Origin of the sequence: Paenibacillus illinoisensis NBRC 15959, assembly GCF_004000925.1 — a bacterium.
Lineage (GTDB): Bacteria > Bacillota > Bacilli > Paenibacillales > Paenibacillaceae > Paenibacillus > Paenibacillus illinoisensis.
This window is the reverse complement of the sequence record NZ_BIME01000011.1, coordinates 1-16,842: the sequence shown is the minus strand read 5'-3', so window position 1 is coordinate 16,842 and position 16,842 is coordinate 1. Positions and strand designations below refer to the sequence as shown.

Below are 16,842 nucleotides of genomic sequence, written 5' to 3'. Positions count from 1 at the left end.
TTTCAATTAACGAGAGAAGGAGCAACGGAGATGACGAGCCGAATTGTGGTTACAGGCGGGGCCATTATCAGAGATGATCATGGGAGAATTCTGCTGCAGCGTAGATCCGATTACGGAGACTGGGGATTGCCTGGTGGCGGTATGGAGCCAGGAGAGCGTATCGAAGAAACCATGATCAGAGAAGTGAAGGAAGAGACACCAGAATAACGAATCGTTGCGATTAACGTTTACAAGTTTGGATGAAATCGAGATCGAGATGATTAATAAGGTGCAGAAGCCTGTATTTATAGATTTGATACAAGAGAAGCAGGGTATTCTGCGTTAAGGAAAATTGAATGACGAAAATGGAGTGATATGCATGCCTTGGCCAATGGTACATTTTGCGATTGCATCTGAAGTCAGTTCTAATCCATCCCCCGAATTCTTGCTGGGAAGTCTCGCTCCTGATTCAATTCACGTGAGAAGTAATGTGCGCAGTGAGAAAGCTAAAACACATCTTATGATCGAAGAAGGCAGGTTCGCAACAGATGAGGAGCTTCGGGCTTTTTGGGAATCCCATAGGCAGCAGGCGGAACTTGATCCTGCATTCCGGCAGTATTTGAGCGGATACATTGCCCATATTTATACGGACCGTGTATGGACCTTTGATATCTACCCTGCATATGAAGCACATCCTGAAGGCAGAAAGCGATATACGCAGGAGGTAACGAAGCTGGAATTTATGATTTTGCGGAATCGATCCGGTGCTCATGAGCTGCTGAATAAACTGGATGCAGGAAAAGCCTATGATTTGGGTGGTTTGCTGGAGCAAGAGGTGGTTCAATACAGGAAAGTGAAAGTAGATTTCTTGAATAATCCTGCGCACGAGCCCGCGGAAGATTCGAGCATTTTATCCATGGAGGTTTTAGAAGATTTCATTCATACAACTGCTATAAGATTAAAACAATTGTATACGGAATGGAACGTGTTTGAAGATTTACAGACCAAAACCTCAAGCTAGGAGTAAAGTAGGGGAAAACATTGCTGCATATAAAAAATGAGGTGCTACATATGAACAATTTAATTCGCCTTACCGAATATCATGAGAGATATGATACAGCCTTGGCCAATTTTTCACTGACCGGAGAGCAGTTCTCCTTTACTGCATTGCCTGCAGAAGTGATCGAGGAGGCGATCTCCAACCCGGACAAGATTCCCATTGTGATTTTAAAAGAGGAGACACCGGTTGGCTTCTTTATTTTACATAAAAGATCGGAATACGCCGAAGGAAAAAAATACGCTAATGCTGTCTTAATAAGAGCGTTATCCATTTCACTGGAACATCAGGGGAGAGGATATGCTCTGGCTGCCATGAAGGCAATTGGTCCATTGCTTCAGCAGATTGAGCCAGGGATGAAGGACGTCATCCTCGCTGTAAATGAACAGAATGTTGCAGCGCAGAGCCTGTATTTGAAGGTGGGTTTTCGCGATACGGGGATTCGCAGGATTGGTGCACATGGTCTCCAGTTCGTTTTTCATAAACGAATAGATTAACCATACCAATGCAGGAAGTGTATTAACCAGTGGGTGAAAAGAGAGGAGAATGTGATGCGAGCCAAAATCAAACAGGCAGACTTGGGTTCATCGCAACTTAGCTGGTTATGTGTCCAGCCGATGCTCATTTCCGTTCGAGGTAAAGATGTTGCAGCGAAAACAGAGGTGTACCGTCAGTTAAATGAAGGCCAACAAGCACTATTCCTGTTCTACTCCTATCATAACCATACGAAAAGTCTGGCGGAGTTTTACTGGTTCTCGGCTTACAATATTATAGAGATGAAGAGTTGGAGCGGCATCCAAAATGGGATGCGTTATTTTAATCAAAATGAAATGGTAGCTCTGCTGGACAACATCGAGCGTGTGATTATAGATAAAAATAGAGTCGGAGACCAGTGGCGTGAGGTTACGCCAACAGATCTGGAGCAAGATCCCAAACTGTATCCATTAATTGAGAAACTGTTTATTCTATATCGGGCTCAAGCTCAGGAAGTGATCGTGAGTATAAATGAGGAGATTCTGCAACATCAGGAGATGTATTTTGAAATTGTGCCTGAGGGATAAGGAGACGGCAAATTGAAATTTGAATATCAACAATTTTCGTGCAATGTGGATGTGTTTCATAGAGATCTGGACGTTATCGTTAGGTTTTATGATGGATCAAGAGAACCTGCCGAAGAGAATATTGTTAACCTGGTGATCGCCGACCCGGGTTATGGCTACCTTATGCTGAAGTATAAAGGGGATGCCGCGTTATTGAGTGGTTTTCTGAATGAGTCGGTTTTTGCATCGGATGAGATGGTAGAAGCTGCAATTGATTATATTGAACGCTTGTCGCCACATTCTCAAAGTGTGTATATGCCTTATCACGTGTCTCGATTCAAGCCAACAAGTTATGTAGAATACAATGGGGAATACTGAGCGTTCCCCATACAGCATTCTTTAGAGTACATAAACAATGGATATGAATTCACATAACAACGTTTATTAGTGGTGGAAGAGTAGGGTGATTTGATTGAACTACATACATTAGTCAGCTATTGTGCAACAAACCTGCAACTTCTTGCAACAAAACGCAATTGAGTATGCTGGTTTTTGTTTTGACTGTAATATGAGTGATGAGAGGAGGGCAACACGTGAAAGTGACATTTGAAACAGATGCATCCATGGAACGAAGGCTCGCCAAGGTAGTGACCAACCCTGCCGAACAACAGCGTTGGGAGGAGATTGATAAGGCGTTTAGCCACTTGGAAAAACAGCTGGTCGTCATCAACCCGAAGAATAACCGGAATGTCCAGATTCAGCCAAGCTCCATCCTTGCTATTGAGTCCGAGGATCGAATGTGCAATGTACGTGTGATTTCGGGAGAGAGCTATCTGCTTGGCAAACGTCTTAAATATGTGGAAGAAGACTTGGATTCGTCCCATTTTCTGAAGATTAACAACTCAACGATGATCAATGTTAACCACATCCAGGCGTTCGCCGCCACAGATCATGCCAGAATTCAGGTTGAGCTTAAGGATGGATCCGGCTACTACGTCAGTAGGTACTATATCAAAAATTTCAGGGGGAAATTATTATGATCGCCAATCTCAAGCATTCGTTTTTTCAGGTATTTACATTAACTTCGCTATGGGTCACGCTGCTGATAACCTTGTTCTTCAAAGATCAGACGATCCAGATGGGGTATCTATGGAACCTCGCCGGAATTGCGTTCATCGCAGCCGTGGTATTTGGAGTCATGTATGATGCGCTGTGGAACTACTTTACGTTAAAACCCATTTGGAATATTGTGATCTCGTCTACCATTAACATTCTCGGAGGAACGGCGGGTGTGTGGTTGTTCTCAAAGGAGATGTTCCACTTTATCGCACCGTGGTTCCCTGGCATGTGGCTTTTGTCGATTGTGCTGCACACTATTGCCTTTTATTTTTATGCTAGAATGGATAGCAAGAAAAAAGCGGAAGAATTAAACAAGATCCTGAAGTAGACAAGGAGTAAGCATATGAATGAAGAAAAGGTTCTTCAGGAGTTCAGCTTGGAGCCGGGCTCCCGCGACAGGGAGCGTATTCGTACACTACTGCAACAAGAGATCGAGAATTCAAGTGCGAGGGACAATGATTACCTCAGAATCTTATGTGTCATTTTATTTGCAATCGGTCATGTAGAGGACACTCAGCTCATCTGGCAGGACAAAAGAAAGAACCAGGATACGGGAAGTTATGTGGATGTACAACTGCTGTGTGGTGCCGGGTTCGAGGAGACGACAATATACCTGGAGCAATTGGGTGAGCAGCAAGCAGAAGAGCAGCTGCAATATCTCAAACAGTGTGAGCCCTATGATTTTGTAGACTTTTCGAAAGAGGAATGGATTGCCCAGTACAAGCAATATTATGGCGTTATAGAGGGATGATTCTCATTATGACGACGCCTAAGGAGATTACTTCATGAATAACCCTACTATCGATATACAAGAGTACACTGCCGAGTATCAATCCCAGGTGATCCATTTGATTTTGCAGATACAGCAGCAGGAATACCAAATTTCCATTACCAGAGAGGATCAGCCGGATTTGCTTGAGATCGAAACCTTTTATCAAAAAGGAATCGGGAACTTCTGGATCGCAGTTGCCAATGAAGAAGTGGTGGGTACGATTGCTCTGCTGGATATCGGAGAGGAGCAAGCTGCGCTTAGGAAGATGTTTGTAGCCCAAATTTACAGAGGCAAGGAACTTCAAGTTTCGGGTCGTCTCCTGCATCAGGCATTTCAGTGGGCTAGAGAGAAGGCTGTGCATGATATTTACCTTGGAACGACACAGCAGTTTGTGGCAGCACATCGATTTTACGAGAAAAATGGATTTGTTTCGGTTACACGCGAGGAACTACCGGATGCTTTTCCGGTGATGAAAGTAGATAGCAAGTTTTATCACCATACCACGCCCTTTGCATGAGGCAAGCCATGCAGAGCGGCGTGTTTTTCTATTCAATAGAATGAATGAAAGATAGCATACTTGAAGCGTTCGCAAATTCCACATTATGGGTTATGATGTATCAAAGAGAAATTGTAACATACATAGGAAGTTTGAATCGGACGGTTTTGGAATCTTTGACACATGGGAGGGAACAGGATGAAGGGCATTTTTCTTGATTTCTATGGAACGGTTGTTCATGAAGACGACGATATACTTCCAGTGATTTACGAACGAGTACAAGCTGCGGCGCGTGTTGAATGTACAACAGCCGAAATAGGTGATTTTTGGTGGAAGGCATTTTCCGAAATGTTCTATGCAAGCCACGGTAGTCAGTTTACGACCCAACGAGTACTCAATGTACAGTCCCTGACAGCAACACTCCTACATTTTCAAGCAGATGGTATCGCGGAGCTGCTTAATCAGGAGCAATTGGCTCACTGGCGTGATCCGGGGATATTTGAGGATTCCATTCCCTTTTTGCAATCGGTAGACATCCCTGTGTATATCCTCTCGAATATCGATACAGATGATGTAAGAGCTGCAATGGAGAAGCATGGCATCGAGGCGGCAGGGGTGATCACCAGTGAAGATGTCCGTTCTTACAAACCAAGACCCGAGATGTTTAATGAAGCATTAGCCAGATATGATCTGTCCCGGCAAGATGTCATACATATCGGCGATTCGTTGACAAGTGACGTACAGGGAGCACAAAATGCTGGCATACAGGCTGTCTGGTTAAACCGCAAAGGCAAAACCAAGCCCCGGCATATCCATCCGGAATTTATGTGTAGGGATCTGACGGAAGTTCTGAAAATCCTGTAGAGTCTGGAAAGTTTGGGGGAAGTCATAACGGGGACGGTGTGATCCATGGATGAGTTAAAAAAGCAGTTGGCAACGTATCAGGCAGGTCAGATGTTGGAGGTTGGCACAGGCTCAGGAAAATATATGGCTACCCTACTTAAAATATTCAGCGGCATCGAACGGATCACGGGTATTGATACCGACACGGATTCTTTACGACAGGCAGAAGCCGCATATTCGAGCCATAAAAAGATCCAGTTTATGCAGATGAACGCAGCAAAGATGGATTTTGCGGATCAAACGTTTGATACCGTCTGCATCTCGAATGCACTGCACCATCTGCCCCCGGGCGTAAATGTCATCGAAGAAATGAAACGTGTAGTGAAAAGGAACGGATTATTTCTCATAAATGAGCTGGTCAGTGATGATCCGAATGAAGCCCAGCTATCGCACATCCTCTACCATCATTTTGGTGCAGATGTAGATCAGCGGTTGGGAATATATCATCGTCACACCTATACACGCCAAGAGGTTATGGATATCATCTCTACCAATGGTATTATCATCCGCTCAATCTATGAATTCAATGAGCCAAAAGAAGATGTCATGGCAGAACGGGACATTCGGTTGGTCTCGAAGGTCTGTAAGCAGCATATGGAACGGGCAAAAGCATTCGAAGATTATGAAGTGTTCGCAGAACGCGGCTATTCCATCATGGAACGTCTGAACAATGTTGGGATTCAGCGTCCAACGCAGATCGTGATTTTGGGAAGTTTAGGAGAATAGACAAAAGGATAATGAGAGGGCTGGATATGAGAAAGCTAACCGTTATGCTTGGATTATTTCTGTTCTTGGTCGCGTGTCAGAATAAAACTGGTATGGAAGACGCACAGAACCCAGCAGAACCTTCGCCGGAAGTTCTCACAGTAAAAGCTGGACAAAATGGAGAAGTAACGGCACCAACAGAGCCCCATGACATCCCGCCAGTTTACATTGATGAAGCGAATTATACAGGTGATGAACTGGAGATCGTTAAACTTATGAACGCCCGCCTGCATTATATATGGGAAGAGGATGAGAAGGGGTACATGAGCCTTATTGATCCGCAGTCGCCCGTATGGGGCATGACCAGAACCAAAGTTCGCAAGATTGTCTCCATGAGCGACATTACTATTCGTGAACAAAGGAAGCTTTACGAGGGAGTAGTAACGGTAACGGAATTAGATGAGAACGACAAAGAATCCAGCCGAACCATGGTTTTTTGGAAAAAGAAAGAAGAGGGGGATTCGGCACAATGGATTATTGCAGATATTGATTGAAGATTGAAGATTGAAGATAAATAAGGTCATGATACCGGAAGTCTATTAAATTAAAACGAAATTCAGGTGATGTAATTATGGCGAGACAATTAATTCTGGTTGAAGGGTTACCCGGTTCAGGAAAGTCTACCATTGCCAAAATGGTATCCGACATCTTGATTCAGCGAGGGCTGCGAGTACAGCTTTTCCAGGAAGGGGATCTGAATCACCCGGCTGATTATGAAGGTGTAGCCTTTTTCTCTGAAGATGAATTTGGAGATTTATTGGATGCTCATCATTCATGCAGAGATATATTGGAGAGCAGAGCCATAGTTTATCGTAATGGATATCTGATTCCTTATCGCAAAATAAAAGAGGAACTGGGAGAGGCGTTTCCTGACCATACGGTGCAAGAGATTTTCAGCCGGGATATTTATGAATTATCTTTTGAACAAAATAAAGATCTGATCACTTCAAAATGGCGAAGCTTCACCGAAAGCGTGTTAGCGGCTAATGATGATACCGTCACTATCTTTGAATGTTGTTTTATCCAGAACCCATTAACGATGGGTCTTGTAAAATGCAATCAATCCCGAGAAGATAATGTCAACTATGTGCTGGAGCTGGAACGCAAGGTTCAAGCACTGAATCCACTATTAATCTATATTGATCAGAAGGATATTGCTTATACCTTTGATAAAGCAGTGAAGGAAAGACCCAAGGAATGGTCTGACGGATTTATTCAGTATTACACGAACCAGGGGTGGGGAGCTTCAAGAGGATATCATGGGGTTCCAGGCACCGTGAAGGTGCTTCAGGCAAGAAAGGAGCTCGAAACCGAGATTTATCAGATACTGAAGATGGACAAATATTGGCTGGATAATTCGGAATATAACCGGTCTGATTGTCAGAACGAACTGGAGAACATTTTGAATGAGTCGTTTAAAGATGTGGAAGGAGAATGACGCAGGAAATGAAAAAGACGTTATTCGAGCTTGTCAACGAAGTTGAGAATGAAGCTCTGTATATGGGCAAGATCTACGAGTAGAGTGAGTAGGGATATATCAATACATAACGGAGGTTTGCTTGTGCAATGACGAATCCCAACAATAATAACATCTCATATGAGCGAAATAACAATAAGTTCTAGTGGAATGGAATTCAAAGGGCTGGAGGATAACGGAAAGTTAACGTTCCGTTGGTTTTACTTGGATGAGCTTGAGCACCTGGAGGTCTACCCGGTATTTTTGAAAAAGGAACTGCATAATCTGCATGATGTGAAGAGCATCCAACATTTCATTCAGAAATAGAGGGAGATATGGACATTACATTTATTCGTCATGGTCATGGTGAACATCTGATAGATTACCCGAACCGATTAAATGAGCTTCACCCGGGTCTCACCGAACTGGGAAAGAGTCAGGTGAAAACGCTGCGTAAACAGATGAAGCTTGATCCTAATGACGTTATCTTGGTGAGTCCAACGAAACGTACCATCGAAACAGCACTTCTTCTAACCGGAGAAGAACATCTTACGATATGTCCGCTTGTTGGCCCAAGAATGTTTCCTCAGAATCCGGACTCCGCTCCCTTCCTCTGTGATCAGATCTATTCCAAGGAGGAGCTGGATACTCAGTTCCCAGGGCTAAGCGTACTGGATTTTGGATTGGAGTGTTGGGAGGAAGGTGTTAACCGGATGGATGGACATCAATTTGAAGTACATGCTAAGGGGCTTCTCCAATGGTGCAGGGAACAGGGTAGCAACACCTATATCATTTCACATGACGGCACGATAACCAACTACAGGATTTTACTTGGAGAAAAAGGACTATCAAGAAGAGATTTTCTTGGTGAGGCGGGAAAGTACACCATTACGAACTTTTAAAGGTAAACAAATTCATAAGACAACCAATTTAAGGAGGAATCCCAAATGAGGCTATCCGATTATGAGTATTTAGTTTTGGCGCTGGAAGAGGCAGATCAGGCGTTTATTGAAGGGACATATCCGATCGGCGCAGTAATCGTGGATGAGGATGGGGATGTCGTGAGTAAAGGGAGGAACCGAGTTTTCTCCGAATGCGATCCTACCGCACATGCTGAGGTTGACGCCATTCGCCGAGCGGGAAAGCATTTGCTGGATTTAGACCGGAAGAGATTCACGAAAAACAACCTGACACTGTACACGACTTGTGAACCTTGTCCCATGTGTTCTTGCACCATACTAATGTCGGGAATCAAAAGAATTGTATGGGCAGCGGACGATGAAGAGTATGGCGGTCTTCGGCGTTTCAAGGAAGGTCCCCATTTCATCCATTTGTTTGACACCCTTTCCTGTGTTGCAGCCCCATATCTTGACCTGGAAAATAGACAAAGGGCGATGCTTGCCAAATGGAATATTAGTAGAGAATTACTTAATACAGAGTGGGAGACAGCTAAGCAATGAAATCTATTCCAGTTTCAATTCTGCTTGCTAGTGTCGTTTTAGGTATTTCATTTATAATTGGCTGCTTCTTCCTATCGAATCAAGAGAGCGTAAACGAGCCAACTCCAGTAGCACAGGAGGAAGTTGCTAAGGATAAGGCGTTAATGACGATTCAGGAAACAGCGGAGTATCTAAGTATGACTGAAGAACAGGTGATGAGCATTATTCATGCTGAACAAAGAAGTTTTGCGGCATCGGGCTCCTTTAACGGAGCAATGTTCCCCTTTATCAAGGTTCAGGATGAATTCTTTATAAGCAGGAACGAATTGCTGCTGTGGGCCCAGGATGCTTCTGTCTACCATAGAAGGTACGTTAACGGGCAGTTGCAATAGCTGTGTTGGTATTATAACTGTAGTCATGAGAAGGATAGAGAGACATTTGAATTGATAGGAAGTAAGGTTTGCCTAAGATCAGTTACAGAGCGGGATCTCGACTTTATATGCAGAGGAGGAAGAGCATGACCAAGTTGGTTTTATTAAGTGATTTATCTTTTCAACCAAATGAAGAATTGAATCAAAGGATATTGAATTTGCTCGGTTGCGACAAGCCTTCAATCGGTTATATCCCTTCTTGTTCCGACCCGGAGCGGAAATATTTTGAGCATACCGTACGTTACTATAATCAAATGGGTATCGAGAATATTCATTATTATGATCTGGACCAGGAATATGATCCAAGCTCGTTTGAGCGGATTTTTGAAGCTGATGCGATTCATTTATCCGGCGGAAATACATTTTATTTTCTACATTTATTACAGAGAAGAAACGTACAGGATTTATTGCGTTCCTATGTGCAGAAAGGCGGTATGCTGATCGGAGTCAGCGCAGGCAGTATTCTAACCACACCAACCATTGAAATAGCTGGATATGGCAAGGAGGCAGACGAGAATCATGTGAGTCTTCAGGACAAACGTGCTCTTGGACTCGTTGATTTCGAGTTTGCACCCCATTGGGACGGAGAGGAAGACAGTCTCGATTCGCTCAGAAGTTATGCAGATACAATCGGTACGGAAGTTTATGCCTGCCAAGACGGCGACGGGATCGTAATCGACGGAAATGTAATAGAGCTATATGGGGATGTGCGTCTCATTGATCCTAGGAGTAGGGGGATTTAAATATGGGTGAGGTTAAGGTCTACCTTTATGATGCATTTTCAGCAGTTCCGGGCAAAGGTAATCCGGCAGGAGTTGTCTTTCATGCTGATGATCTAAGTGAGATGGTCATGCAGCAGATTGCGCATAAGGTTGGTTTTAATGAAACGGTGTTTGTGCTTAACTCCAGGACAGCCGATGTGAGATTGCGTTATTTTACACCGGGCCATGAAATTAATCTGTGCGGTCATGCCACGATGGCATCGCTGTATGGTTTGAAGACACGTGGACTACTGGGGGACCAAGAGCCAATCACGATCGAGACCAATGTAGGCATATTGCCCATACGGTTTGAGCAGGATGGCGACACAATCAACATGGAGATGAAGCAGGATCAACCTCAGTTTGTACCGTTCAGAGGTGATATCGGTAAGCTGGCGAGCAGTATTAATCTAACCTCGGATGATCTGGATCTATCCATGCCTATCGTGTATGGGAGCACAGGAACCTGGACGTTGTTGATTCCCATTCGTAAACTGGATTCTTTCTCTATAATGGAACCGGATACTGCTGAGTTTCCTGAGATTTTGCTTGAAAACCCCAAGGCTTCCTTGCATCCTTTTAGCTTCGAAACGCGTGATTCCGAGGCGATGATGCATGCCAGACATTTTTCGTCCCCTTACTCAGGTACCACGGAAGATCCTGTAACAGGAACGGCCTCCGGAGTGATGGGTGCCTACTATTTAACCTATGTGAACCGTGAAGCAGATCAGGTCAAGTTCGTCGTGGAGCAGGGACATGAGATCGGAAGAGATGGAAAAGTTGAAGTGAGCGTGACCCGACAAGGACAGGGCATGGATGTGAGAATTAAAGGGACGGCTGTTTTTGTGCGTGAGATGAACATTGAATTGGATATTTAACAACGTACCTGAAAGGAGGCTTTTCCTTGGATGAACGAATTGTTTTGCAAGATGTTACTCATATTTTAAAAGAAGAATTATCGGATTCGCTCGTGGGAATCTATTTGCACGGTTCCATGGCTATGGGGTGCTTCCATCCGAACCAGAGCGATATCGATATCTTGGTGGTCAGCCAGGACAAACAATCTGCTGATCTATATCGAAGAACTGCACAGAAGCTAATGCATATCGAAGACGAGATGCACATGACTAAAGGCTTCGAGCTCAGTATTGTACTGGAATCCACAATCGCAAACCTGGCATATCCAACTCCGTTCGAATTCCATTACTCCGCTTATCACCGGGAAAGATATCGAACGGATGAGCACTATCTCTGCGGAGGGTATGATGATCCGGATCTCGTCGCACACATGGCGGTCATCTATGACAGGGGAATTGTTTTGCATGGCACACCTATTAAGGAACTCTTCCATCCTGTGAAACGTGAGTATATGCTCGCCTCCATTACGTCAGACGCCAGTGCAGCTTCGGAAGAAATCGTGGATAACCCTGTCTACTATGTATTGAACTTGTCGCGTGTTTTGCTGTATATGAGAGATTCAGTGATCTATTCCAAGCGAGAAGCCGGAGAGTGGGCATTGGAAGGACTTCCTACGAAGTATAAGAACGTTATCTCGCAATGTCTTGCAAAATATAATGGAGAGCTGGAGAACCTGAATCTCAGTGAGTCGTTGCTGTTGGAATATGCAGATTATATGTTGAGTGAAATCAACAGCTGTAAGAAATAAACGATTCAATAATTTACGAATTGCAATTACTGATTTGAACATTACAAGTATCAATAGTTTTTTTAAAAGGAGAAACATCATGACAATCACGACAGAAGATTTGGAATTAATCCATGAAGCCAAGAACATCATCAAGCATCTGTACTGCGAGGGTAAACATCACATTGGAGCCGCAGTGCGAACTCAATCCGGAAAGATATATACCGCGGTACATCTGGAAGCCTACATTGGTCGTGTCTCGGTGTGTGCGGAAGCCATTGCGATTGGCAAAGCCATTTCGGAAGGGGAGCACGAATTTGCGACAATCGTTGCTGTACGGCATCCGGAAATCAATCCGGATGATCCCACGGAAAATGCTGATCCACAATTGGACGTGGTTTCACCATGTGGTATCTGCCGAGAATTGATCAGTGATTATGGGCAGAGCACGCAGGTCATTTTGCAGGGAGAAGAAGGATACACCAAAACAACAATTGGGCAGCTTCTACCACAGAAATATTCAAGATCATAAGGAAAGAAAGATGGTGCAAAGATGTTTGAGATTATGGATATCCGGCAAAAGCCAGACATGCTTCAGGCAGCTGTTCAATACTTTTGGAAGCAGTGGGGTACAGAAACAAGTTATCATTTTTACCGGGATTGCATGGAGCGTTCAGTGGATACGAACAGTGATGTTCCAAGGTTTTATGTAATGTTGGATGGAGATAGCATTATCGGAGGATATGCTCTGCTAAGAAGCGACCTGAACAGCCGGCAGGATCTCTTTCCCTGGTTTGCATGTCTTCATGTCTCTCCGGAATACCGGGGAAGGAATTTGGGAGGCCAATTACAGAAGCACGCAGTAAATCAGGTGAAGTTGAAGGGATACGACAAACTCTATTTGTGCACGGATTTACAAGGTTATTATGAGAAAAATGATTGGACCTACATTGGCAAAGGATATTTGCTCGATGATGAAGAGACGAGAATCTATGAACTGCAAATTTGATGAAGTCATAAGGCACTACTTCCAATATGCGGAGTATACCTTGGAGGCCGTTCCGTTCGGTTTGACTAATACAACCAAAGTCATTGAAGTCAATGGAGAGAGGTTTATTATACGGATTTATAACAGCCACATCAAAACGATTGGTGGATTGGAACTTGAATCCCAAGTAACAGCATTTCTACATAAAGCACAGGCTTCATTCGAAGTCCCGATCTTTCTTCATACTTGTAATGGTAAGGATTATGTGGTTATGAGAGATGGTTCGCTTGCGGCAATGACTACTTTTTTGGAGGGGAAGCTTCCACAATTGTCTGACGTAGACAAAGCCGAGAAGTTCGGCAGGTTGGTAGGGGAGTTTTCGTTTCAAATGAGTGAGTTCCCGATGAAGAAGAATATGTATACGGGCATATCATTTTATAATATGTACAACATTCATCCGCTCGCTAATCGTGATTCGGTGAAGTCCTTTTTTGCAAATTTGCCTTTTGAATTAACAGCAGAGCGGTTTACGTTTTATCAAGCAATGATTACTGAGATCGACAATTCCCATCTTGATCTAGAAGTGCTGCCGCGACAGCTCGTTCATCATGATGTATTGATTTATAATCTACTGGGTGAATCGGGTGAAATTACAGGGGTATTAGATTTTGACTTTATAGGGATGGACGCTGCTTTCATGGAGCTTACGATTAGCCTGAATCATATTATTCAGGAGTCTAGCGGTTCCCTGGATTTGATTGCGGCCTTCCTTCAGGGATATGGAAATGTTCGCAAGCACTCCTCTTTTGAATTTGGCTATTTACGGCTGCTAACTCAAATCTATTTTGTCGCCGTGTTGCATTTCTATATTGGTCTGCATTATGCGGAAGCAGCAATTGAATCGCCTTTTACGTTTATGATAGATCAGTTTGAAAGGAATATAAGCTGGCTGGCAGAGCATGATGTACAGATTCAACAATTGCTTCATAAGTATGTAATGGAGACAAATGCAACTTGAACGTGTCGGGAGGGGCTGTAATGGATCAACATTTTCCTCATAAGAAAGTAAAAAACTATTCGTGCCTCTCACGAAAATGGGGAGATTAATCCATTCCATAGAAGGTTGTCTTGCCAGTGATCATTCGAAGTGACTTTGTCCCAAATCCAGAAAGACTGATCAAGTAACCGAGCGGAGGGACTTTTATGGAACAAACCATTCGTTTAGCACAAGAAGTCGCAGAGAGAGTCATACGTGAAGCGGGTCAGATCGTCAGAGTTCACTTTGACCAGATCACCTGTGCAGTGGAAAAGGACAAGTTCGGCGACGTTGTAACTGACGTAGATCATGAAACAGAGCGAATCATATGTGATGCAATCAGCCATACCTTTCCCGAGCATGAGATTCATAGTGAAGAGCGGGGACATAACGGACAGAAGAGCGAATGGTTATGGATGATCGATCCGTTAGATGGGACTAATAATTACGCCATAGGATTTCCCGTATTTTCCGTTTCCATTACATTGATGTACCGTTCAGAACCTGTTCTAGGGGTTATTTATGAACCGATGGTAGACCGTTTATTTGTGGCGTCACGGGGGAAAGGCGCAAGTTGTAACTTGAATCCGCTGACAGTTAAGAAGAAAGAGAATCTTCTAAAGGGAACGATTGGTTGGATACAGGGTCATCAGGTGCAGCATGAGGAGAATGCTGTCCGGCTGCGACAACATCTGGATATACGTTTTAAGAGAGTGATGAGATTATGGGCTCCGACCCTGCAGTGGTGTATGCTAGCCAAGGGAGATATCGATGGTATTGTGCTCTACAATTCAGAGGGGGACGATCTGTACTCAGGAATCCTGATGGTAAAAGAAGCGGGTGCCATGGTTATGGATTTTGATGGGAATTTATTCGAAGGTATGAGTTCAGAGCCTTATCTGATTGCCTGTCATCCGGAGTATCGCGACTATTTCCTGAGTGTAGTTCGGGAGGGAATGGGCGTATGATTACTGAGCTTAATCAACTTGAATTCGATAAGGTGAAGCATCCTACGGACTTGTAATGAATTGAGACTACATATGATAACGGTTGAAATTGGTGTGGCGAAGTTTACTGGTATGATCTTATAAAATAGAGTTGGTTTCGCATTTAAAGGAGGATATATCATGAGTGAATCTTTACAGGATCAGATTAAATTTCTAATTGAGATTGATAAACTGAAAACAATTGAACGGAGAACAAGAATTATCCATGGCGATAGACGTGAAAATGATGCGGAGCATTCATGGCATCTGGCCATGATGGCGTTGGTTTTACAGAGCCACGCGAATAAGGAGGTGGACATCCTGAAAGTCATTAAGATGCTTCTTATTCATGATCTGGTTGAAATCGATGCCGGAGACACCTTTGCTTACGATACAACTGGGTACACGGATAAATTCGATCGTGAGATCAAGGCAGCTCATCGGTTGTTTGGCATGCTGCCCAAGGAACAGGCTGAAGAAATGCATAATCTATGGCTAGAGTTTGAGGCAAAGGAAACGAATGAGGCACAATTTGCCTCGGCTCTGGATCGGTTACAGCCTCTGATTCACAATTATCAGAATGAAGGAGATACGTGGCTAAAATACAACGTTACAAGTGATCAAGTCATCAACAGAAATCGTGAAATGGCAGACGCTTCGGATACATTGTGGACGTACGTGCAGCAGTTAATTCAAAATTCCATAGATCAGGGAATCCTGACCAAATCATAGCAACACGGATGGACTGGGCATATTCATTGAGGGAGAAGAGGGAGCACTCATGGGCTACATTATGGAACTTCGAAAACTGGTTGGCTCGCGGCCGCTGATTATGGCAGGGTCTTGTGTATTGGTGTTCAACGAAGAAGGCCATCTGTTGCTGCAAAGACGTACAGACAGTCTCGACTGGGGGACGCTCGGTGGTTCGCTTGAACCGGGTGAGTCGCTGGAAGAGGCGGCAGCACGGGAATTGTATGAGGAGGCGGGTTTAAGGGCAGAGACGTACAAGCTCATTACCGTTTTCTCGGGTCAAGATATGTATTATAAGTATCCCCATGGAGACGAAGTATACAATGTGACGGCTGTTTATGAAGCTAAAGGAATCAAGGGTAATCCAATGGTTATGGACGATGAAGGGTTAGAACTCCGATACTTCGATCTGGACCAGCCGGTACCGGAGATTAATCCCTTTACAGAGTATGTACTAAAAAAGGCAGGCTATATTAAATCCGACTAAAGAAAGGATCGTTCCATTTGACACAAGATTTTTATTGTGAGGAAGTCCTCAGTGGCAAGACGGAAGTGGAAATTGTTATAGAGACGGATAACGTGTTAGCCTATCACCATACCCGGCCTTTCTATGAACATCATATTGTTGTAATTCCCAAGATCCACATACAATCCTTCATCTCAGAAGAAGAAACGAATGACGATGAGCTGATGCTTGAAATCATGCAGGTCATTAAAAAGATCGCTGCCGATATGGTGGAGCGTACGGGCGCTTCCAAAATTGTGACGAACCTCGGTAGTTTCCAGGATTCGAAGCATCTGCATTGGCATGTCATCAGTGGTGAACGAGTGACTTAACTCGTAGAAGGATCAGTTGTTTTATCCATAAGTTTGAGTAGCAAGCGTAGTATGGTGTGGTCATTCATCTCTAATTGCTGTGAACCCTAATAAAATAAGTTGACAGCCGGCTGACTAGTCGGTTGTTTGTTTTTTGTTTTTTCATTAAGCCATTGGGCAGTTATTTCAAAGCAGACGTTTCAAATATATAATTTGATCTCCAGATGTAGAAAGTCGAGAATACTCGAAAAAACACTTTACAAACAATTCTTCAACATGATATATTATTTTTCCGGCCGCAAGAGACATGGGAAACCTCGAAAAATATTTCGAGAAAAGACTTTACAAGTCATAATGAAATGTGATATATTCTAATTCCGGCCTTGGAAGAGCCGGAAACGAA

At 43.7% G+C, this 16,842-nt stretch carries 26 protein-coding genes; all 26 read left to right on the top strand.

Going from position 1 to position 16,842, the window contains the following annotated elements; translation table 11 throughout:
- Positions 1-30 precede the first annotated feature (30 nt).
- Entirely contained in the window at positions 31-207 is a 177-nt protein-coding gene (locus PIL01S_RS29925; protein WP_246058515.1) for an NUDIX domain-containing protein, read from the top strand.
- Between the two features lie 151 nt (positions 208-358).
- Entirely contained in the window at positions 359-1,000 is a 642-nt protein-coding gene (locus PIL01S_RS22640; RefSeq protein WP_127539495.1) for a hypothetical protein, read from the top strand.
- 50 nt (positions 1,001-1,050) lie between these two features.
- Entirely contained in the window at positions 1,051-1,533 is a 483-nt protein-coding gene (locus PIL01S_RS22635; RefSeq protein ID WP_127539494.1) for a GNAT family N-acetyltransferase, read from the top strand.
- 54 nt (positions 1,534-1,587) lie between these two features.
- Entirely contained in the window at positions 1,588-2,097 is a 510-nt protein-coding gene (locus PIL01S_RS22630) for a hypothetical protein (RefSeq protein WP_127539493.1), read from the top strand.
- Between the two features lie 12 nt (positions 2,098-2,109).
- On the top strand, positions 2,110-2,454 hold the full coding sequence (locus tag PIL01S_RS22625; RefSeq protein ID WP_127539492.1) for a hypothetical protein: 345 nt from the start codon (positions 2,110-2,112) through the stop codon (positions 2,452-2,454).
- Between the two features lie 215 nt (positions 2,455-2,669).
- Entirely contained in the window at positions 2,670-3,116 is a 447-nt protein-coding gene (locus PIL01S_RS22620) for a LytTR family DNA-binding domain-containing protein (RefSeq protein ID WP_164764314.1), read from the top strand.
- Complete coding sequence (locus PIL01S_RS22615; protein ID WP_127539490.1) at positions 3,113-3,523, top strand: hypothetical protein; 411 nt, start codon at positions 3,113-3,115, stop codon at positions 3,521-3,523. Before PIL01S_RS22620 ends, PIL01S_RS22615 begins: the two co-directional genes overlap by 4 nt.
- A 15-nt stretch (positions 3,524-3,538) precedes the next feature.
- Positions 3,539-3,946 carry a hypothetical protein gene (locus PIL01S_RS22610; protein ID WP_127539489.1) on the top strand — a complete coding sequence of 136 codons (408 nt, stop codon included), beginning with the start codon at positions 3,539-3,541 and terminating at the stop codon, positions 3,944-3,946.
- A 34-nt stretch (positions 3,947-3,980) separates the two neighbouring features.
- A complete protein-coding gene (locus PIL01S_RS22605) occupies positions 3,981-4,484 on the top strand; it encodes a GNAT family N-acetyltransferase (RefSeq protein WP_127539488.1) in 504 nt (167 codons plus the stop codon).
- Between the two features lie 177 nt (positions 4,485-4,661).
- A complete protein-coding gene (locus PIL01S_RS22600) occupies positions 4,662-5,327 on the top strand; it encodes an HAD family hydrolase (RefSeq protein ID WP_127539487.1) in 666 nt (221 codons plus the stop codon).
- Between the two features lie 45 nt (positions 5,328-5,372).
- Complete coding sequence (locus PIL01S_RS22595) at positions 5,373-6,092, top strand: class I SAM-dependent methyltransferase (RefSeq protein WP_127539486.1); 720 nt, start codon at positions 5,373-5,375, stop codon at positions 6,090-6,092.
- A 26-nt stretch (positions 6,093-6,118) separates the two neighbouring features.
- Positions 6,119-6,625: a hypothetical protein gene (locus PIL01S_RS22590; RefSeq protein WP_127539485.1), complete on the top strand. Its 507-nt coding sequence runs from the start codon at positions 6,119-6,121 to the stop codon at positions 6,623-6,625.
- 77 nt (positions 6,626-6,702) lie between these two features.
- Positions 6,703-7,569: an adenylyl-sulfate kinase gene (locus tag PIL01S_RS22585; protein WP_127539484.1), complete on the top strand. Its 867-nt coding sequence runs from the start codon at positions 6,703-6,705 to the stop codon at positions 7,567-7,569.
- Between the two features lie 353 nt (positions 7,570-7,922).
- On the top strand, positions 7,923-8,489 hold the full coding sequence (locus tag PIL01S_RS22575; RefSeq protein ID WP_127539483.1) for a phosphoglycerate mutase family protein: 567 nt from the start codon (positions 7,923-7,925) through the stop codon (positions 8,487-8,489).
- 45 nt (positions 8,490-8,534) lie between these two features.
- The gene (locus PIL01S_RS22570) at positions 8,535-9,047 is read left to right on the top strand and encodes a nucleoside deaminase (protein WP_127539482.1); all 513 of its coding nucleotides are present in this window, start codon (positions 8,535-8,537) and stop codon (positions 9,045-9,047) included.
- Positions 9,044-9,418: a hypothetical protein gene (locus PIL01S_RS22565; protein ID WP_127539481.1), complete on the top strand. Its 375-nt coding sequence runs from the start codon at positions 9,044-9,046 to the stop codon at positions 9,416-9,418. The genes PIL01S_RS22570 and PIL01S_RS22565 overlap by 4 nt, the downstream gene beginning before the upstream one ends.
- Before the next feature lie 125 nt (positions 9,419-9,543).
- Positions 9,544-10,200, top strand: coding sequence for a Type 1 glutamine amidotransferase-like domain-containing protein (locus PIL01S_RS22560; RefSeq protein ID WP_127539480.1), 657 nt, complete (start codon positions 9,544-9,546; stop codon positions 10,198-10,200).
- A 2-nt stretch (positions 10,201-10,202) separates the two neighbouring features.
- Positions 10,203-11,096 carry a PhzF family phenazine biosynthesis isomerase gene (locus tag PIL01S_RS22555; RefSeq protein WP_127539479.1) on the top strand — a complete coding sequence of 298 codons (894 nt, stop codon included), beginning with the start codon at positions 10,203-10,205 and terminating at the stop codon, positions 11,094-11,096.
- Between the two features lie 26 nt (positions 11,097-11,122).
- Entirely contained in the window at positions 11,123-11,884 is a 762-nt protein-coding gene (locus PIL01S_RS22550; RefSeq protein WP_127539478.1) for an aminoglycoside adenylyltransferase domain-containing protein, read from the top strand.
- A 79-nt stretch (positions 11,885-11,963) separates the two neighbouring features.
- A complete protein-coding gene (locus tag PIL01S_RS22545; protein WP_127539477.1) occupies positions 11,964-12,395 on the top strand; it encodes a cytidine deaminase in 432 nt (143 codons plus the stop codon).
- Positions 12,396-12,416: 21 nt separating this feature from the next.
- Positions 12,417-12,872, top strand: coding sequence for a GNAT family N-acetyltransferase (locus PIL01S_RS22540; protein WP_127539476.1), 456 nt, complete (start codon positions 12,417-12,419; stop codon positions 12,870-12,872).
- Entirely contained in the window at positions 12,856-13,869 is a 1,014-nt protein-coding gene (locus PIL01S_RS22535; RefSeq protein ID WP_164764313.1) for a phosphotransferase enzyme family protein, read from the top strand. Before PIL01S_RS22540 ends, PIL01S_RS22535 begins: the two co-directional genes overlap by 17 nt.
- Positions 13,870-14,054: 185 nt before the next feature.
- Positions 14,055-14,855 carry an inositol monophosphatase family protein gene (locus tag PIL01S_RS22530; protein ID WP_127539474.1) on the top strand — a complete coding sequence of 267 codons (801 nt, stop codon included), beginning with the start codon at positions 14,055-14,057 and terminating at the stop codon, positions 14,853-14,855.
- Positions 14,856-15,014: 159 nt separating this feature from the next.
- Positions 15,015-15,605 carry an HD domain-containing protein gene (locus PIL01S_RS22525; RefSeq protein WP_127539473.1) on the top strand — a complete coding sequence of 197 codons (591 nt, stop codon included), beginning with the start codon at positions 15,015-15,017 and terminating at the stop codon, positions 15,603-15,605.
- Between the two features lie 49 nt (positions 15,606-15,654).
- Positions 15,655-16,110 carry an NUDIX hydrolase gene (locus tag PIL01S_RS22520; protein ID WP_127539472.1) on the top strand — a complete coding sequence of 152 codons (456 nt, stop codon included), beginning with the start codon at positions 15,655-15,657 and terminating at the stop codon, positions 16,108-16,110.
- Between the two features lie 17 nt (positions 16,111-16,127).
- Positions 16,128-16,460, top strand: a complete 333-nt coding sequence (locus tag PIL01S_RS22515) for an HIT family protein (protein ID WP_127539471.1) — start codon at positions 16,128-16,130, stop codon at positions 16,458-16,460.
- Positions 16,461-16,842 lie beyond the last annotated feature (382 nt).